A 16,997-nucleotide genomic window follows, 5' to 3' on the forward strand; every position below is an offset into this window, starting at 1 on the left:
CCGGCTGTCTCTCAGACAAGCATGCCGGTGTTTCTCAGATGTCTCTCATGCGGATGCTCCGCAGCCGGGCTTTGTCAGCCGACGAATTCTTCGACGCATCTTTCGTATGCCGCGAGCGGATCGTCCGACGCCGTGATGCTCCTGCCGACTACGATGTAGTCCGAGCCGAGCTCCCTGGCCTTCGCAGGCGTAGTGACTCTGGCCTGATCGCCTTTATCGTCATCTGCAAAGCGCACTCCCGGGGTCACCGTCAGGAAGCTGTCGCCGCACATGTCGTGCACCTTAGGTGATTCGAGCGGAGAACATACGACACCGTCGAGACCTGCAGCCTTTGCATTAGCCGCATAGTGAGCCACCACCTGCTCCATCTCCCTGTCTATCAGCAGATCGCGCTGCATCCTTTCCTCGGTCGTGGAAGTCAGTTGTGTGACAGCTATCAGCAGCGGACGCTCTCCGTCTCCCGAGCTGAGCCCCTCGATCGCCGCTTTCATCATGTCTATCGTTCCGGCAGCGTGCACATTGCACATGTCTACACCGAGTCCGGCGAGCACGCTCATAGATTTTCTGACCGTGTTAGGGATATCGTGAAGCTTCAGATCGAGGAATACCTTATGCCCCCTCATCTTCAGGATCTTTACGATATCGGGGCCTTCCGCATAAAAAAGCTCCATACCGATCTTCACATATGGTCTCTTTTCTCCCAGCTTGTCGAGAAAGCGCAGCGTTTCCTCACTGCTGCTGAAATCACATGCGATTATTACGTCTTTTCCCATTAATGTGCACCTCCTGTTATCTCTCTAAGATCACTTATACCGTATTTTTTCATCGTCTCCGGCAGCTGCAGCACTATGTCTCTGCACACATACGGATCAGTCAGGTTGGCTGCCCCGATCTGCACTGCCGTCGCTCCTGCCAGCATCATCTCGATCACATCTGAAGCTGTCGAGACGCCGCCGATGCCGATGATCGGCACATCCACCGCCTCATACACCTGATATACCATCCTGAGGGCCACCGGGAACACTGCAGGTCCCGAAAAGCCGCCCATTATATTTGCCACTACCGGCTTTTTCGTCCTGAGATCTATCCTCATCCCCAGCATCGTGTTTATCAGCGAGATGCCGTCTGCACCGGCGTTCTCGCAGGCTTTTGCGATGGAGACTATATCTGTGACGTTAGGCGAAAGCTTCACGATCACAGGCTTTCTGACTGCATCCTTCACTGCGCTCACCACCTGTGCCGCAGCATCCGGGTCAGTGCCGAACGCGATGCCGCCACCGTGGACGTTCGGACAGGAAACGTTGACTTCCAGCCACCCCACCTGATCACACGCGTCCAGACGTCTGCAAACCTCGACGTACTCTTCGACTGAAAATCCGCCGACATTTGCCATAACTTTTTTATGTAAACACTTGCTCAGTTTCGGCAGTTCTTCTTCTATCACCTTGTCGATGCCCGGGTTCTGCAGGCCTATGGAGTTTATCATTCCTTCTCTGCACTCGGCTATCCTCGGAGTCGGGTTCCCGAACCTCGGTTCCAGCGTGGTGCCCTTGAAAGAAAATGTTCCCAGCATGTTTATGTCGAACAGTTCGGCGAATTCATATCCGTATCCGAATGTGCCGCTGGCTGCCATCACCGGGTTGTCAAGCGTGATGCCGCACAGATCGACTTTTGTATTTACCATATTACCTCACCTCTTTCCAGCACCGGTCCTTCCTTGCATATCCTTTTATTTCCGTATTTAGTCTTGCATGAGCAGCCCATGCATGCTCCGAAACCGCAGCCCATGCGCTCCTCGAAGCTGAACTGGCCGCCTGTCTCTGCAGGCGCTGTATCGTTTATCGCTCTGAGCATCGGCAGAGGTCCGCACGAAAATACGTAGCTGTAGTCGAGAGTCTTCATCACGTCCGTAACGAAGCCTTTCACGCCCAGGCTGCCGTCGACAGTCGAAACGATGACCTCAGCGCCGAGCCTCTTGAATTCCTCTATGTAAAAGCTCTCGGCTGCCGTGTTGAAGCCGAGCACTACGACCGGATTTTTGCCCTGGGCGATCAGAAGTCTGCACAGTCCGTACATCGGCGGCACTCCGGCGCCTCCTCCGACCAGCAGAGGTCTGTCTCCGATGCCGCGCTCCTCGCTTATATCGTAGCCGTTTCCCAGCGGACAGAGCACATCCAGCGTTCTACCTGCGGGCATCATGCTCATCGCTTCCGTGCCGTTTCCAACGGTCTTGTATATTATAGTCAGCTCTCCGTCAGTCCAGTCGCATATCGAGATCGGTCTTCTCAGGAAGAATCCGTCTATTTTGATGTTGATGAACTGCCCCGCGTTCGTGACGCCGGTGCCTTCCGGCGCTGAAAGCTTCATTTCATATGTCCTGTCTGCTATTTTTTTATTCGAAAGTATTGTGAAATCCGATTTTTTCATTGCTGTTTCTCCATGTCGAATGTCTTATTACACAACATCGTCCCATACATATCATTCATGGCGCCATATTATTTGTACTGCCATACGGTATTTCCGTCAACGACAGTCAGCAGGCACCTGCCCTTTACATCCCATCCGTCGAACGGGCAGCTCCTTCCCATCGTCATGAACTTTTCTGGATCGACCTTGTAGGTTTCGTCAAGATCCCAGATCGCGAACGTCGGCTTCTCCTTGTGCAGTTCTTCTTCGATGCTGCATGTGCTCATGCCGAAATGCTTTCTCGGCTCCGTGTACATCAGATCTATGAGTCTGTCCAGCGTGATCACGCCTTTTTCGACGAGCTCAGTGTACATAACAGGGAATGCGGTTTCCATGCCGACGATCCCGAATGCGCTGCCTGCGAAGCCTCTGCTTTTTTCCTCAAGGCTGTGCGGTGCATGGTCTGTCGCTATCATGTCGATCGTGCCGTCCTTTACCGCTTCTACCAGTGCAGCTTTGTCTTCGGTGCCCTTTATCGGCGGGTTCATCTTGAACCGGCCGCTGTCTTCTATTTCATCGCGTGAGATCGTCAGGTAGTGAGGCGCAGTCTCGCATGTGATGTCGAGCCCCTCAGCTTTCGCCTTCCTGACAAGTTCGATGGATTCCTTCGTGGAAACGTGGCACACGTGGTATCCGCAGCCGGTCTCTCTGACGAGCTCTATGTCGCGCTCCAGCTGTTTCCATTCGCTTTCAGAGCTTTCTTTCGGAAAGCTCTCGTCTTCGCAGTGCGCCACGATCAGTTTCCCGAGCTTCTTCGCGCGTTTCATCGCGTCGCGCATCATGCTTTCCGATGCAACGCCTCTGCCGTCGTCGGTGAATCCGATCACGTGCTCCGCCATCGCCTCCATGTCAGCAGGCTCGTTTCCGAGTTCGCCCTTAGTGATCGCTCCGTACGGGAAAACGTTGACCTTCGCATCCCTTGCTATTATATCGAGCTGCACCTTGAGGTTTTCCATGCTGTCCGGACACGGATCCAGGTTCGGCATCGAAAATATGTCGGTGAATCCGCCTGCCGCAGCCGACATCGTGCCGCTCGCCATCGTTTCCTTATATAAAAAACCCGGCTCTCTCAAATGCACATGTACATCTGTAAGACCGGGTAAAATATAACGATCTGCAAAAAGCGAAACATCAATACCAGCAGAAACGAGGTGTTCCACAGCTATGTTATCAAGATCTGCAACTCTAATGAATCTTCCGTAATCTTCTCTCATCGCGTTCTCCAAAATCAACTTGCAATTTAACATCCTTATGTTTATATCATACCATAGAACACGTGTCAACAGGAAAAAATTTTCAGACATTTCTCAGTTTGTAGGGTTACAATACATGTGTTACAACATAATAAAGAAAAAGCGGAAACTTCAATTCTGTGTTAAAGTTAAGTTACCACACCAAACCATTACACAGGAACAGGAGGTTTCCGCATGACAAGTATAACACAAGATATGAAGTACCGTCTATCCCTGATCAAATATGCTGAAAAATACGGTGTTACAAAAGCTGCTATCAAGTACAAAACCAACCGCCAGTATATCTATCGCTGGAAACGTCGTTTTGATGGCTCCATACACTCCCTTCGCGACCGCTCCAGACGCCCTCATTCTCACCCAAACCAGCACACCGCTCAGGAAATCACGCTCATCCGTAATATGCGCAGAAGAAATCCCAATGCCGGCCTTGTGACCTTTTGGGTAAAACTCAGACAGCGTGGCTATACAAGGTCGATTACAGGTTTATACCGCTTTCTCAAAAAACAGGGTATGACACCTGAAAAGCTTCCTAATCCCAAATATGTTGCAAAGCCTTATGAACAGATGCTCTACCCCGGACAGCGTATCCAGATCGACGTTAAATTTGTTCCTTCATTCTGTCTTGTCGGCGATGCGAAAGGTAAAAAGTTCTATCAATACACTGCAATCGACGAATACTCCCGCTGGCGCTATGTGGAAGCCTTTGAAGAACACAGCACATATTCATCTTCTGTTTTCCTTGAGCATCTCATCAGGCATTTTCCAATGCCTATAGAGTGTGTTCAAACAGACAATGGCACTGAATTCACCAAACGCTTTACACAGCCGGGAAAGGAAACTTTAACGATGTTTCAGCGCACCCTGAAAGATAACAATATCCGCCACAAGCTGATCAGGCCTTTTACACCGAGGCATAATGGGAAGGTAGAGCGCAGTCATCGCAAGGATAACGAACGCTTTTACGCCTCCCACAGATTTTATTCTTTTGAAGATTTTTCGAAGCAGCTGCAGCAATACAACTACAGGGATTACAATCGCTTTCCTATGCGTCCTCTGGGGTGGAAATCGCCTCAAACTGTTTTAGATGATTTCGTACTTGATGGTGTAACATATGTTTGACAAACCTACATTATTTTGTTCGCAAAGCTGGTTTTTGTGGTTGACAAACAGAATTTCTTCATTTATATTAGTAACATACATGTAAATACAGATGCAGTGAACGGAATAAGTTTGACAAAAATATTTCAGCGAGCAGTCGGCTGGTGCAAGACTGTATATGGAGTCAAATGTCTCGCCCGGGAGCATCAGACCTTAAGTGGGTATGTGATTTTTCAAGCAAGTGTGGACCCGGCAAGCGGCGAGCGGACTTGGAACGGCATGAACCGAAACAGCATACCAATAAGAGTGGTACCGCGGAAGCTTATGCCTTCGTCTCTTAGCCTGAGACGAAGGCTTTTTTATGACCTGCCTGTATCTACGATACAGCGCACCTGAACGGCAACGAATCATATTAAAGAAAGGACAGATATAATAATGAAGAATTACGATAAATACAAGGTTGGATATTTTCCTCCGGCAGAGCCTCATAACGAATGGGTAAAAAAGGATCACATCGAGAAGGCGCCGATCTGGTGCAGCGTCGATCTCAGAGACGGCAACCAGGCGCTGATCGTGCCGATGAGCCTCAACGAAAAGGTGGAGTTCTTCAAGTATCTCGTTAAGATCGGTTTCAAACAGATCGAAGTCGGCTTTCCGGCAGCATCGAAAACAGAGTATCAGTTCCTCAGAAAACTGGTAGACGATGACCTCATCCCGGATGACGTTACGGTTCAGGTGCTCACCCAGTCCAGAAAGCATATAATAAAGAAGACATTCGAAGCGCTCCAGGGTGTAAAGAAGGCAGTCGTGCATCTTTACAACTCGACGTCGCTTGCACAGAGAGAGCAGGTTTTCAAAAAAGAAAAGCCTGAGATCATCAAGATCGCGACGGATGGAGCGGCACTGATGAAGGAATACGCTGCAAAACACCCTGAGACGAAATTCTCATTTGAATATTCACCTGAGAGCTTCACAGGCACGGAAGTGGATTTTGCAGCAGAGATATGCAACGCTGTCATCGATATATGGGAGCCGACACCGGACAACAAGGTCATCATAAATCTGCCGGGAACAGTGGAGATGTCTATGCCGCATGTATATGCATCACAGATCGAATATATGTGTGCAAACCTCCACAACAGGGAAAACCTGATCATCTCGCTCCATCCGCACAATGACAGAGGAACAGCCGTTGCAGACGCCGAGCTGGGACTCCTCGCAGGCGGCGACAGGATCGAGGGAACGCTCTTCGGCAACGGCGAGAGGACAGGAAACGTCGATATCGTAACGGTAGCGATGAACATGTTCTGCCACGGAGTCGATCCGGAGCTCGATTTCTCGAACATGCCTGAGGTAGTAGAGACATACGAAAAATATACAGATATGAAAGTCAATCCGAGACAGCCGTACGGCGGACAGCTGGTATTCGCGGCATTCTCGGGATCGCATCAGGACGCTATCGCAAAGGGCATGCGCTGGCACAAGGAAAAGGATCTCAAGACGTGGTCGGTACCGTATCTGCCGCTCGATCCGCAGGACGTCGGCAGAGAGTACGAGGCGGATGTCATCCGTATCAACAGCCAGTCCGGCAAGGGCGGCATAGCATACATCCTGGAGCACAATTTCGGATATATGATCCCGCCGCAGATGAGAGAAGAGATCGGATACATGGTGAAAGACATCTCCGACCAGGAGCACAAAGAGCTCACACCGGTCGAAGTATATCAGGCATTTGCACAGGAATATGTCAACGTGTTCGATCCGATCGACATCACGGACGCGACATTCAGGAAAGCTTCGGACTTCAAGTCGAACGACGGCATGATCGCAGACATCAAGGTCCGCATAGCAGACGAAGTGTACAAGTTCGAGGCAGTCGGAAACGGCCGTCTGGACGCGATCAGCAATGCGCTTAAAATGTCGCCGTACACATTCGACTATAAATTCGTCACTTACTCAGAACATGCGCTTTCGGCAGAGTCAAGTTCAAAGGCTGCAGCTTATGTCTGCATCGAGGATCATGACGGCAACACCTTCTGGGGCGTGGGAACTCACGAGGATATCATCCTGGCGTCGGTAAACGCTCTGGTAAGCGCACTCAACAGACAGAACAGAAAAGATCACTTCGTTGAATAGTCCGCAGCGTCCGTTTCGCAGGGAGGCAGCAATGCAAAGCTGCCAGCTCCGCAGCATGCATTACGCAGAGGAGCTGTACGAGCAGTACGAAGAAATGGACAGGCAGATTTGATATATCAGTTGAATAAAGGAGGAATACGATATGGGAATGACAATGACCCAGAAAATACTGGCGGCTCACGCAGGACTCGATAAGGTCGAGGCCGGACAGCTGATCAGAGCAGATCTCGACATGGTGCTCGGCAACGACATCACGACGCCGGTTGCGGTGAACGAATTCGAGAAAGCCGGATTCGACGGCATCTTTGACAGAGAAAAGATATCGCTGGTAATGGACCATTTCACACCGAACAAGGATATAAAAGCAGCAGAACAGTGCATGAAGTGCAGGACTTTTGCAAAGAGATTCGACGTGAAGAACTTCTTCGACGTCGGCAGGATGGGTATCGAGCATGCGCTCCTTCCTGAACAGGGGATCGTAAAAGCCGGCGACTGCATCATCGGAGCAGATTCACACACATGTACATACGGAGCGCTCGGCGCATTTTCCACAGGCGTGGGAAGCACCGACATGGCTGCGGGAATGGCAACAGGGCAGGCATGGTTCAAGGTGCCTGAAGCTATAAAATTCAACCTCAAGGGCAGGCTCAGCGAAAACGTGACAGGTAAAGACGTGATACTGCACATAATCGGCATGATCGGCGTAGACGGCGCGCTTTACAGATCCATGGAATTCATGGGCGAAGGACTTGCGAGCCTTTCCATGGACGACAGACTCTGCATCGCGAACATGGCGATCGAAGCAGGTGCAAAGAACGGCATCTTCATGGTCGACGAAGTGACGGAAAATTACATGAAGGGCAGAGTGCAGGGGGAATGGAAAGTATATACTCCTGACGACGATACGGAATACGTGGAAGAATACGAGATCGACCTTTCAGCACTGAAGCCGACGGTTTCGTTCCCGCACCTTCCTGAGAATACGAAGACGATCGACGAGGTCGGCGACGTGCCTATCCAGCAGGTGGTCATCGGATCGTGCACGAACGGCAGACTCGAGGACATGGCGCTCGCAGCAAAGATCCTCAAGGGCAGAAAAGTGCATGACGACGTAAGAGCGATCATCATCCCGGCAACGCAGCAGATCTACAAGGACTGCATCAAAAACGGCTACATCGATACGTTCATTGATGCCGGATGCGTCGTATCGACACCGACATGCGGACCATGTCTCGGCGGACACATGGGCATCCTGGCAGCAGGGGAGAGATGTGTCGCAACGACCAACAGAAACTTCGTAGGAAGAATGGGACATGTAAAATCAGAAGTTTATCTGGCAAGCCCGGCTGTAGCGGCTGCGTCAGCTGTTACAGGAAAGATCAGCGGACCGGACGAGCTGTAAAGGATGCAAGGAGGAGAAAGATATGAAAGCACAAGGAATCGTTCATAAATACGGAGACAACGTCGACACAGACGTTATAATCCCTGCAAGACATCTCAATACAGCGGACCACAAGGAGCTGGCAAGTCACTGCATGGAAGATATCGATGCGGATTTCGTAAATAAAGTAAAGCAGGGCGACATCATGGTAGGCGGAGAGAACTTCGGCTGCGGATCGTCCAGAGAGCATGCGCCTATCGCTATCAAGGCGAGCGGTATAGACTGCGTCATCGCGAAGACATTTGCGAGGATCTTCTACAGAAACGCCATCAACATCGGACTGCCGATCCTGGAGTGCCCGGAAGCGAGCGAAGGGATCGACGCAGGCGACAAGGTATCGATCGACTTTGACACAGGCGTGATCACAAACGAGACAAAAGGCGAGACATACCAGGCTCACCCTTTCCCTGAATTCATCAAGGACATCATGGCCAAAGGTGGACTGATGAACAGCATCACGGGCAAATAACCGCGCAGAAGCATAGAGCTGCACAATCGCATAAAGACTCATAAAGACAAGGAGAATCGATATGAACTATAAAATAGCAGTCGTTCCCGGCGACGGCATCGGCCCTGAAGTCGTAGGACAGGCCATCAGAGTGCTGGACAAGGTCGGAGAAAAATACGGACACACATTCGAATACACTAAGGTGCTGGCAGGAGGCTGCGCTATCGACGCAACAGGAAAATGCCTGCCGCAGGAAACGATAGATACATGCAAAGCCGGCGATGCAGTGCTTCTCGGCGCTGTAGGCGGCTGGAAATGGGATACGCTCCCGGGCAGCGAAAGACCTGAAATGGCCCTTCTCGGCTTGAGAAAAGAGCTCGGACTCTTTGCAAACCTCAGACCTGCGCTTTTATTCGAACAGCTCGCAGACGCGTGCCCTCTTAAGCCTGAGATCGTAGAGGGCGGACTTGACATCGTGGTAGTGCGCGAGCTCACAGGCGGCATCTATTTCGGCGAAAAGGGCACGAAAGAGACAGACCTTGGCCCTGCAGCCTACGACGTGGAGCAGTACGCAGAGGAAGAAGTGAGACGTATCGCAGAAGTCGCATTCGACATGGCGATGAAGAGAAACAGGAAGGTCACAAGCGTAGATAAGGCGAACGTGCTGGAAAGCTCGCGCCTGTGGAGAAGGGTAGTCGCTGAAGTCGGCGAAAAGTACCCTGAAGTCGAGCTGAACAACCTTTACATAGACAACGCCGCAATGCAGATGGTGAGAAATCCGAAGCAGTTCGATGTGATCGTTACGAGCAACATCTTCGGCGACATCCTTTCAGACGAAGCCAGCATGATAACGGGATCGATCGGTATGCTGCCGTCGGCTAGCCTTGCAACGGGCAACTTCGGCATGTACGAGCCGGTGCACGGTTCGGCGCCTGACATCGCGGGCAAAGATATGGCAAACCCGATGGCTACGATCCTTTCGGCAGCGATGATGCTCAGATACACGTTCGGGCTCGGCGAAGAGGCAGATGCGATCGAAGCAGCTGTCAAAAAAGTGCTCGCAGACGGATACAGGACGCCTGACATCGCTAAGGAAGGCGAGGAGACTATCGGTACTGTAAAGGCCGGCGATCTCATCGTCGAGGCGATACAGGAGCTGTAAAGGCGCAGCGTACGCGCCGGCAGGCAGGTTCAGGAGTGCCGGCAGAGACCGCTGACCGGCGGTTTTGCGGATCTGCAGCGTGCATGTGTCCGGCGATAATAAAAGAGCCGGCAGGCAGGAGGCCTGCAGTTTTACATAAAAGAAAAACATAAAAGTACAGAAACTGCCCCGGATTTCAAGAGATCCGGGGCAAAAGTTTATAAAAAGCATGTGTCGAACAATGTCGTTGCGTGAAAACGATAACTTGTTTGCGCAGGCTGTTAAAAAATATTAAATATTTTTAAAAAGTCTAAAAATTGCCGCAAATGGTGAAACTCCAATTATAGCGGCAATTTTTTAATTGAATCGTCAACTAATTAACGATGTATTATGTTGCGAGAAATTGATAATGGTATTGCGCACAGGCTCGTCCATGATGTATTGTAAACGAACAAAGATCACAGAAAACTATAGAAGGGAGCGTGGAAACCACCTTATGACAGTAATCGTAGCACTGCGGCACAACGTACGCAGGTGCCGCTGACACAATGAATTTGGAGGTGGAACAGCACAGGACTTTACAGTTCGTGCTCAAAATGACAAAAGGATTTATGAACAAGATATACGCAGCAATTAGAAATTTAAAGAAAGATTTTGATTTAAAGACGTAATATCTGCAGGAAATCCGGCTGTTGATAATAGCCTGGGAATATCTTGCGTGACGGATATTACGTGAAATATTTTGAGGTGAATTATGAAAAAAGTATTAGTATTAGGCGTTGGAGCTCAGGGCAGTGCAGCAGCAAAGAGACTGGATCTGGAGCCAAACGTGGAAGAGGTTATTTGCGCGGATTATGATCCGAAGGCAGTGGAAAATATCGTCAGCCAGCTCAAAAAGGGCAGAGGTGTGCAGGTGGATGCCCATGACAAGGACAGTATCGTTGCCGCAGCTCAGGGAGTGGATCTGATCCTTAACGGTCTGCCGCTCGAATGCACGAAAAACGTGCTGGACGCAGCTCTTGAGGTAAAAGCCAATTATCAGGACTACGCATCGACCATCAACATGGAGAATGTATGGAGAGAAAGCGAAGAAGCGAAAGCTGACGCAGATATCAGATGCGAAAAGATCACCGCACCGGGAACTCAGAAATGGTTCGACAGTCTGAAGGCTCAGTTCGAGATCTACGGCCCTAAGTTCGAAGCTATCGACAGACTGGCGATAGTAGGAACGGGATCAGCTCCGGGACTCATCTGCTGTGCAACGAGAAACGCGATGAAATATCTCGACAAATGCGATACTATTTATAATTTTGTATGGGAAGGCGCTATAGCTGAAAGATTCCAGCCATTCTGGTGGTCACCGGTGACAGCGCTTACAGATATGAGTGAAGCAGGCATTGCTTTCGAAAACGGACAGTTCGTCAACACACCGGCTTTCGGAAACCCTGTAAAGAGACAGTATGACTACATGGATGAAGAGATCACGTTCATGGAACACTCGCATGATGAACCTCTGCACTATGGGTTCAATGCTGAAAAGTACTTCAAGGGATGCAAGAATGCTTACTTCAAATATGCGGGAGCAGGAATGGACTTCGCAAAACCTCTCAGCGAAGCAGGCCTTCTGAGCCGTGAGGAAAAAGACTTCAATGGAAATAAAGTGGTTCCGTTTGATTTCATCCTCAGCCATATCCCTCCGGCACCTAAATACAAGGAAGAAATACAGGCGATCATAGACGAAGGTCTGAAGAAAGACGCAGGCTGCATGGTCATCGAAGCATACGGACAGAAGGACGGCAAGGACGTTCTCGTAGAGACGCACGTATCAGCGCCGGGATTCGTAGATTCCTTCGAAAAGGCAGGAATAACCGCTGAGATGTACCTGACAGGGCAGGGCGGATTCTTATTCTCAAAGATGTTCGTTAATGACAAGTTCGATCAGAAGGGTCTCATCTCATCAGATATGCTGAGTTTTGACCAGGTGGATACATATTTTGATTATGCATCGGAACTGGATATAACTCTTGATACAGTAGTAAAAGAACTCAACTAAAAGCTTCATATTATTATGTTTGATTATACCGGAATTATATTCACAATGTGATATATTGATGTCTATTATGCAGGAAAGCCGCTGTGCTGCTCAGGCGGCGGCTTTTCCTGTTATTTAGAGGATTTACTATTAAAAAAGGAGGATAATATGACTCAAAAACAGAACACTAATGTTGCTCAGGTCGGAGAACATGGTCTGAAAAAGCATGACATCAAAGTTTCGACAGTAGTATTCATGATCTTCTGTCTGGTAGCGGCAGGCTGCTACGGAATCGAGGAAATGATCCCTGAATGCGGCCCCGGCCTTACCATAGTAATGCTCTGTGTGCTGCCGTTCGTATGGGCGCTGCCGTTCGGATGCGTTGCTTCCGAGCTGGGGTCGGTAAGACCGCAGGAAGGCGGCTACTACAAGTGGGTACAGGAAGCACTCGGAGAATTCTGGGGTTTCCAGGCAGGATGGTGGAGAACCATCTCTATCTACATCGATAACGCTGTATACGTTATTCTGGCAGGCGGATACGCCGCAGCTCAGTGGGATCTGGGCTGGACCGGAGAATTTGCCATCAAGGCTGCAATGATAATCATATTTACATGGATCAATATCCGCGGCGTAAAGGATGTAGGTATAGCAAGCACGATACTTTCGATACTCGTTATGGTAGCATTCGGACTCGTTGCAGTGTGCGGCTTCATGAACTGGGGCGGCAATGCTGAGACGGCTGACACTATCTCGTTCCAGCTCACGGCATACGAAGCAACAGGCGCTTCAGACTGGCTCTTCTTCATAGCAGGAGGAATCTCAGTCGGCATGTGGATGTACTCGGGATACGAGTCGATGTCGACGATCGCAGGTGAAGTTTCGAATCCGCAGGTCATCCCTAAGGGAACCCTCATCACTATACCGCTTATCATGGCTGTATATATCCTGCCTACTATCGCAGGCCTTGGCTCACTGGGTCAGTGGGAGAACTGGGGAACAGAGGCAGGAACTGTAGGATACTCAGACGTTGTACAGGAATTCTGGGGACCTGCATTCGGTGTATTCTTCGTACTGGTTGCGATATTCGCACAGTGTTCGATATTCAACACCTACATAGCATCGGGTTCCAGAGGCTTCTTCTCGCTGGCAGATGATAATCTGGCTCCGCCGCTTCTCGTAAAATGTGACAAGAAACACGGAGTGCCTTATATCGCTGTACTGACAGTAGCTGTTTCAACGATGATACTATGCATGCTGCCGTTCGGGTTCGTAATAATCCTTGACGTGCATATGCTCATCGCATCGTACATACTCGTTTATATCTCCGCTATGATCCTCAGAAAGAAGATACCGGCGGAAGAATACAAGTTCAAGATCCCCGGAGGATTCGGACTTCTGGTCGTATTGTGTATCGTACCGATCTGCGTGGCACTGTTCGCGATCTTCATCAACGGATCCGACTACTACATAGGCGGTATGACGGCGATGGCAACAGGTCCGTTCCTTTACATCATCTGGAGAAAGATGTACGGCGGTCTCACGAAGAAAGACCCTGTCGCATTCCCGGGAAACAAGAGGACCGGTCTGGCAGTAGGAGACACGAAGAGGATATCTCTGCTGTTCCTGTTCATGACTGTCATGAACGCAGTTACATGTGTATTCGTGCCTTGGTATGAAGGCTGGGGAACTGAAGATGCATGGGAGGCAGGAGATTACTTCGACGGCATAATGGAAAACGGCAATGTCGATACTATCGTAAGCGTGATAGGCAACTATCTGCATATATTCACAGCAGTATGCGCTGTACTCTGCGTAGTATTCTTCATAATTTCCAGAAAGGTAGAGACGTCGAAAGCGAAATAGCAGAAGCGGTTTAATCGGATATTTTATTATTCCGGAAATATCAATAAAAGTTTCATATGAAAATATGTGGCGAAGCCACTTTTGTTCAAAGGCGCATTGTTATGTAACGCCGTATAGTCAAAAATCAGAGGGCGCTGTGCCGGGATGTGATATTCACCCTGGGCGGCGTTCTTTTTTATAGCGTTGGGCGTGCGGACCGTTCATACTTGACAGCTGTGGTAAAGGATAGTATACTTTACTAAAAAAGTATGATAACGACTGCAGGGAGGTGACCGGTATTTTAATAATCAAAGAAGTCGAATATGCTATACAGATACTTGACGCGCTTTATCACAAAAGTCCGATGTCAGCTGCAGCGCTTTCGCAGGAGAAAAATATCCCGTCCCCATTCATATACAGGGTACTTAAAAAGCTTGAGACAGGCGGGCTGCTGACTATCAGGCGCGGCCCGAAGGGCGGATACAGCCTGCGCAGAGACTGCGAAGAGATCACACTTTACGATGTAGTGAACGCATTCGAGAATACATTTCTGGTGATCGAATGCATGAAAAGCGATTATGACTGCACCAGGAACGCCGGTTTCGACTGTCGCATGCACAGAGAGCTCGGGCGCATACAGGGTCTGCTGAAGAACGAGTTCAGGAGCAAAAGCCTGGCGTCGCTGTTCGATGATTAACGGCTGCTGCGAGCGCCGGTTCTTCGGGCGCAGCAGAGGATATGCGGATTTGTGCGGAGCGCAGGTAACAGGTAAGAGCAGAAGAACGATCTGACGCTTTTAATAATATGCAAAAACCGCTTTCGGTCCGGCAGTGGCAGCATGCCACAGGATCCGTCAGCGGTTTTTGTATGTCATTTAGTTTCTCCAAGGAGCTCGGCGATCTTCCATTTCAGGTGCAGGCGCTGCTCGTCAGTCAGACTGTCGGAGCCGCCGGAAGCGTCAGCTGTGCCGTTTCCGCTGCTCTTGTCCATACCTGCAGACTTTGCAGACGGTGCATCCTTTGCATCATCCCCAGCAACGTCGCTTTCGGTGCCTTCATCGAGAAGACAGAGCGGCGGGAAGAGCACACACCACCAGTTTTCACCTTTGCCGTCTCCGAGCGTGATGTTCAGCGCCTCGTAGTTCCCGGCAGGAAAAGTGATACCGCCGTAAGTCTTTTCGGGGATATACCGCACCCCGAGCTTAGCGTGAGCAGAGTAGTCACGCCCGTTCGCTGCGATTATCCCTTCACTGATCTTTTCGAGGCTGCCGAGATTCGCCTCGAGATATTCCCTGGTGTCGTCGACGGTGTGAAGGTCATCCTGCTTCTGCAGATATTCGATCACCGCGTCGCGCACCTTGAGCTTCAGCGCCTGGTCGCCGACCGTATCGCTGTTTGCGATCACGTGAAGTCTGATGATCCCCTCGTGTTCATTTTTACGGCCGTCTCCGGTGTATGTATAGAACAAAAGGAAGCCCATTATCAGTACGAGTGCCAGGCATATCATGCATTTTTTTCCGTCAGATATTTTTTTCAATTCCAATTCCTCCCTTGCGCTTTCTGCTTTTCCCGGATATGGCCGCGGCTGGTTTTGGCCGGGCTGATCTGATCCGGTACAGTAAGTGTTTACTGCTCAGGGAGGAATTATACATATTTATGGAAGTTTTTTTGCAAAGCGCGCCAGGTCGCGACAGATTGCAGTCAGGCGGGGCGTCAGCGGACTACGAGCAGTCTTGTGCCGGCGCTCAGCGGCTGACCGGCGTCCAGGTCGTTGACTGCTGCGATGGACTCGGTGTCGGTGCGGTATCGTTTCGCGATATCCCACAGCGTATCGTCCGGGCCTGTCACGTAAAGTGCTATCGACGGTGTGCGGACGGATGACGCGGATTCCGAGATGCAGAGGTTTTCGATGGTGTGGAAAACGCAGTGTCGTATGGCCCAGATCTCTATGGAAACGCTGATGTTTATCTCTAGCTGTCTGCTGTTGATCGAGTCGAACCAGAGGTCCTTTATGCTCGCGGAAATCGCGATCTCTGTCGTGTCGGGCGAGTTTTCCAGTGCAGGCATATCCAGAGTGCCGCGGAGCGGCACGGTGCTTTCGATCACGAACGGATTGCCGTCGCTGTCGAGTGCGAGGATCTTCACCGGGATACTGCCTTCGAGTACGATACGTCCCTGACCGGCCGTGCCGCAAAGTTCCGTGATCGTGCCGGTCGCGCACAGAAGCTTTTCGGGTCTGCCTTTTTCTTCATCTATATTCACGACCTCGCGTGACGAGAGCTCACCGGAAACAGTTCCGGCTATGCAGGAAAGCGGCCGGCTGCACATGTCGAACCGGATGTCGTTCTTTTTGTGATATGCGTCTGAGATAACAGGTATCGATCGCGTGCGGTAGCCGTGCACCGACGAGGTCACTGTGCCTGTTATCATGATCTGGCTCCTGGTCTCGACGGATGCTTTCAGATCATCGCCGGCAAAGGATATCTCTATCAGGTCACTGTCGAGATCGTTGTCTGCCATGATGAACTGTGTGAAATCGGTTTTGTTTCTCAGGCAGCAGAGTGTGTTTTCGTGGTCTTCAAGGCCGAGGTACAGTATTTCGGAAAGGATCGTGCCGTTTATCACGAGTTTGCCGGATGTGATCTGTCTGTGGTTTTCGACTATGGAAAAGCTTTCCTTGAGGATCTTCACGGGCTCCGGCTGATCCTCGTGCAGGTTTATCTCCTGAGAGATCTCGGTCGTTTCAGTGGCTTCGAATATCAGCTCGGATGCGCTGAACTGTTCATTTTTCAGGATCAGGTCAGGGTCGCTGTTGGCGTTGTGGAGCGGGAGCTCTTTCGCTGTGACGACAGTGACGCGAACCTTTACATATCCCTTGACTGTAAATTTGCGCTCGTTCATCAGTTCGGCGGTCACCGGGCCGATGTCGAACGTGCATACTGATTCTGCGGAAGTGCCTGTGGCAGCGTCATGCTGGATATCGGGGATCTCGGATCTGAATGAAACGGCGGATCTTATGACGTCGACAGGCGATGAAGTCGTTTCCGCAGGGCTGTAGGCGGTGTGCAGGACGATCTCGCCTGAGACTGTGCCGGTGTTTCCTGCTGCAGTCCTCGATGACTGATCCGGGTGGAAAGCTCC

Annotated in this window: 14 protein-coding genes; 8 read left to right on the forward strand and 6 right to left on the reverse strand. The window is 50.5% G+C overall.

The annotated features are described in order from the left end of the window. Positions 1-74: 74 nt before the first annotated feature. From pyrF to OCV59_RS01240, 4 genes are all read right to left on the reverse strand, one after another. Entirely contained in the window at positions 75-773 is a 699-nt protein-coding gene (gene pyrF / locus OCV59_RS01225) for an orotidine-5'-phosphate decarboxylase (RefSeq protein WP_147592499.1), read from the reverse strand. Further along, complete coding sequence (locus OCV59_RS01230; RefSeq protein ID WP_147592500.1) at positions 773-1,684, reverse strand: dihydroorotate dehydrogenase; 912 nt, start codon at positions 1,682-1,684, stop codon at positions 773-775. Before OCV59_RS01230 ends, pyrF begins: the two co-directional genes overlap by 1 nt. Further along, entirely contained in the window at positions 1,678-2,427 is a 750-nt protein-coding gene (locus tag OCV59_RS01235) for a dihydroorotate dehydrogenase electron transfer subunit (RefSeq protein ID WP_147592501.1), read from the reverse strand. The genes OCV59_RS01230 and OCV59_RS01235 overlap by 7 nt, the downstream gene beginning before the upstream one ends. Before the next feature lie 68 nt (positions 2,428-2,495). Continuing rightward, positions 2,496-3,680 carry a dihydroorotase gene (locus OCV59_RS01240; RefSeq protein ID WP_147592502.1) on the reverse strand — a complete coding sequence of 395 codons (1,185 nt, stop codon included), beginning with the start codon at positions 3,678-3,680 and terminating at the stop codon, positions 2,496-2,498. A gap of 213 nt (positions 3,681-3,893) precedes the next feature. Between OCV59_RS01240 and OCV59_RS01245 the strand changes: the two genes are divergently transcribed. The 8 genes from OCV59_RS01245 (at position 3,894) to OCV59_RS01280 (ending at position 14,554) form a co-directional block, all read left to right on the forward strand. Then, entirely contained in the window at positions 3,894-4,838 is a 945-nt protein-coding gene (locus OCV59_RS01245; RefSeq protein WP_147592503.1) for a DDE-type integrase/transposase/recombinase, read from the forward strand. Between the two features lie 414 nt (positions 4,839-5,252). Further along, on the forward strand, positions 5,253-6,953 hold the full coding sequence (locus OCV59_RS01250) for a 2-isopropylmalate synthase (protein WP_147592504.1): 1,701 nt from the start codon (positions 5,253-5,255) through the stop codon (positions 6,951-6,953). A gap of 142 nt (positions 6,954-7,095) precedes the next feature. Next, the gene (gene leuC / locus OCV59_RS01255; RefSeq protein ID WP_147592505.1) at positions 7,096-8,355 is read left to right on the forward strand and encodes a 3-isopropylmalate dehydratase large subunit; all 1,260 of its coding nucleotides are present in this window, start codon (positions 7,096-7,098) and stop codon (positions 8,353-8,355) included. 22 nt (positions 8,356-8,377) lie between these two features. After that, complete coding sequence (leuD, locus tag OCV59_RS01260; protein WP_147592506.1) at positions 8,378-8,863, forward strand: 3-isopropylmalate dehydratase small subunit; 486 nt, start codon at positions 8,378-8,380, stop codon at positions 8,861-8,863. Between the two features lie 61 nt (positions 8,864-8,924). Continuing rightward, positions 8,925-10,004, forward strand: coding sequence for a 3-isopropylmalate dehydrogenase (gene leuB, locus OCV59_RS01265; RefSeq protein ID WP_147592507.1), 1,080 nt, complete (start codon positions 8,925-8,927; stop codon positions 10,002-10,004). A 733-nt stretch (positions 10,005-10,737) separates the two neighbouring features. Next, a complete protein-coding gene (locus tag OCV59_RS01270) occupies positions 10,738-12,036 on the forward strand; it encodes a saccharopine dehydrogenase family protein (RefSeq protein ID WP_147592508.1) in 1,299 nt (432 codons plus the stop codon). Between the two features lie 147 nt (positions 12,037-12,183). Continuing rightward, positions 12,184-13,878 (forward strand): APC family permease, encoded by a 1,695-nt coding sequence (locus tag OCV59_RS01275; RefSeq protein ID WP_147592509.1) that lies wholly within the window; start codon positions 12,184-12,186, stop codon positions 13,876-13,878. 268 nt (positions 13,879-14,146) lie between these two features. Continuing rightward, entirely contained in the window at positions 14,147-14,554 is a 408-nt protein-coding gene (locus OCV59_RS01280) for an Rrf2 family transcriptional regulator (protein ID WP_147592510.1), read from the forward strand. Positions 14,555-14,727: 173 nt separating this feature from the next. On the opposite strand, the gene spoIIR is transcribed toward OCV59_RS01280, so the two are convergent. Together spoIIR and OCV59_RS01290 are read right to left on the reverse strand one after the other, a co-directional pair. Next, complete coding sequence (gene spoIIR, locus OCV59_RS01285; RefSeq protein ID WP_147592511.1) at positions 14,728-15,393, reverse strand: stage II sporulation protein R; 666 nt, start codon at positions 15,391-15,393, stop codon at positions 14,728-14,730. Positions 15,394-15,569: 176 nt separating this feature from the next. After that, positions 15,570-16,997, reverse strand: a 1,428-nt coding sequence (locus OCV59_RS01290; protein WP_262584019.1) for a DUF3794 and LysM peptidoglycan-binding domain-containing protein, incomplete at its 5' end; no start/stop codon positions are given.

It is taken from the genome of Brotomerdimonas butyrica, from assembly GCF_025567305.1.
Taxonomy (GTDB): Bacteria; Bacillota; Clostridia; order Peptostreptococcales; family Anaerovoracaceae; genus Lentihominibacter; species Lentihominibacter butyricus.

Bases quoted from the DNA above. Each gene is read 5' to 3' on its own strand.
- OCV59_RS01245 (WP_147592503.1), top strand. From the start codon at position 3,894: ATGACAAGTATAACACAAGATATGAAGTACCGTCTATCCCTGATCAAA.
- pyrF (WP_147592499.1), bottom strand. From the start codon at position 773: ATGGGAAAAGACGTAATAATCGCATGTGATTTCAGCAGCAGTGAGGAA.
- leuB (WP_147592507.1), top strand. From the start codon at position 8,925: ATGAACTATAAAATAGCAGTCGTTCCCGGCGACGGCATCGGCCCTGAA.
- OCV59_RS01270 (WP_147592508.1), top strand. From the start codon at position 10,738: ATGAAAAAAGTATTAGTATTAGGCGTTGGAGCTCAGGGCAGTGCAGCA.
- OCV59_RS01235 (WP_147592501.1), bottom strand. From the start codon at position 2,427: ATGAAAAAATCGGATTTCACAATACTTTCGAATAAAAAAATAGCAGAC.
- leuD (WP_147592506.1), top strand. From the start codon at position 8,378: ATGAAAGCACAAGGAATCGTTCATAAATACGGAGACAACGTCGACACA.
- OCV59_RS01230 (WP_147592500.1), bottom strand. From the start codon at position 1,684: ATGGTAAATACAAAAGTCGATCTGTGCGGCATCACGCTTGACAACCCG.
- OCV59_RS01240 (WP_147592502.1), bottom strand. From the start codon at position 3,680: ATGAGAGAAGATTACGGAAGATTCATTAGAGTTGCAGATCTTGATAAC.
- OCV59_RS01250 (WP_147592504.1), top strand. From the start codon at position 5,253: ATGAAGAATTACGATAAATACAAGGTTGGATATTTTCCTCCGGCAGAG.
- OCV59_RS01275 (WP_147592509.1), top strand. From the start codon at position 12,184: ATGACTCAAAAACAGAACACTAATGTTGCTCAGGTCGGAGAACATGGT.
- leuC (WP_147592505.1), top strand. From the start codon at position 7,096: ATGGGAATGACAATGACCCAGAAAATACTGGCGGCTCACGCAGGACTC.